This window comes from Dorea sp. AM58-8, assembly GCF_003464045.1.
GTDB classification, from domain to species: domain Bacteria; phylum Bacillota; class Clostridia; order Lachnospirales; family Lachnospiraceae; genus Claveliimonas; species Claveliimonas ammoniilytica.
Map to the genome: position 1 here is coordinate 1 of NZ_QSDM01000053.1, position 1461 is coordinate 1461.

Sequence of the window (1461 nt, forward strand, 5' to 3'; positions counted from 1 at the left end):
CTACGGTTTCTTTCTTTTCTTCTTTTTCCGTAATTCGATTTTGTCCGCACCCTGTAAAAACAATAAGAACTATCAATATCATCGCAAATATCTTACATATGTAATAATTCCCCATAAAAATTTTTTTATCCTTCAAAATACTCATCCAATACTGTTGCATCTTTTTTAACAACATAACCACTTCCACCGATTCCTTTCTTCTAATTTTTTTGTTCCTTAAATCTTACACTTGTAATATTTAAAAACCAAGTCTATTTTCAGGAATTGTATACTCCAGATTCACCATCTTTATGTGCGATATATCCTATTTTATTACCATCCTCTATATCTTCTCCATTTTTGTTACCCTGTCATTTTAAAGAACATCCTTACTTACACTGTTACATATTTTTCCGCTTCTTCTTTGCACTTCAACGTATTTCCATGCCCAATTACATATTCCATACATTCTTTTCCCTGCTCTTCTTTTCCGATTCGGTAGTAACATACTCCCAGCAGGAATCTGCGTGTAACCTCATAATAAGGCAGCTTTTCCGTATCATTTTCCAGTAATCTTACTGCTGCCTCATCTTCACCTTTCAGCATCAAATTTTTTGCCATAAACAGTGGATTCTTTTGAAATACTTTCCCTGCTTTTTCTAATGTAGCCGAATAACCTGCCGCATCTTTCTCCTGATATTTCTTCGACAGTTCGAGATTCGTCATGACCTGCTGCCAGGAACGTCCCTCTCTTTTTCCTTCCCATTCATTCTTTATATACTCTTCTGCCTTCTGCAACTGCCCATTTATGATCAGTGCAACTACATATTTAGACTCAGCTATCAGCATGACACTTTTTTGAAATCCATGATAATCCAAGCTCTTTCCGTACTTTACCAACTCTTCCAGCATTTCTGAATATTTTTCTGCATCACATTGCTGTGACAGAATTCGGTCAATTTTTGAAAAATCTCTGAGAATGTCCCTGATTAAAATGAATATACCTGCAATCAGATCAACCACCACGCAAATCCACAGAAGCCAGGGATCTGTCGTGACCCAGCCCGGCTGCTTCACATCGAAAAAGAGTACTGTCTCCTGATGCGGGAACGGATTTCCTTTGAAAATACTCACCACACAAATCAATGCTGCATAAATCAACAGCACATTCCGTATCATCCTGATGCGTCCATTTTTCTGCTTTTCATAAATCTTTTTTATCTGCTCTTCCATTTTCTCTACCTCGCTGTCACACTATTTTTGTACCTACAACATAATTATACATAAATTAATATTGTAGCGAATCTCTGTTCGGTTGTACAATATCTACTGCTGCCTGTTCTTCTTTCTCCGCTGTTTTGCAAAAATCTTCCACTTTTTCACGATTGACCATATCAATCTGATTATCACAATCTACTGCCGCATATCCTTTTTCTTCCAGACAATTGATAATTTTTCTTTTCACCTTTAATGTATTTAACT

At 36.5% G+C, this 1461-nt stretch carries 2 protein-coding genes; both read right to left on the bottom strand.

Features of this window, described 5'->3' with window-relative positions; genetic code table 11:
- Positions 1-372: 372 nt before the first annotated feature.
- On the bottom strand, positions 373-1212 hold the full coding sequence (locus tag DXA18_RS15405; RefSeq protein WP_021740685.1) for a hypothetical protein: 840 nt from the start codon (positions 1210-1212) through the stop codon (positions 373-375).
- A gap of 55 nt (positions 1213-1267) precedes the next feature.
- The coding region (locus DXA18_RS15410; protein WP_243007168.1) for a DUF6070 family protein at positions 1268-1461 on the bottom strand (194 nt) is incomplete at its 5' end.

Coding starts and splice junctions, on each gene's coding strand:
- DXA18_RS15405 (WP_021740685.1), bottom strand. CDS start 1,212: ATGGAAGAGCAGATAAAAAAGATTTATGAAAAGCAGAAAAATGGACGC.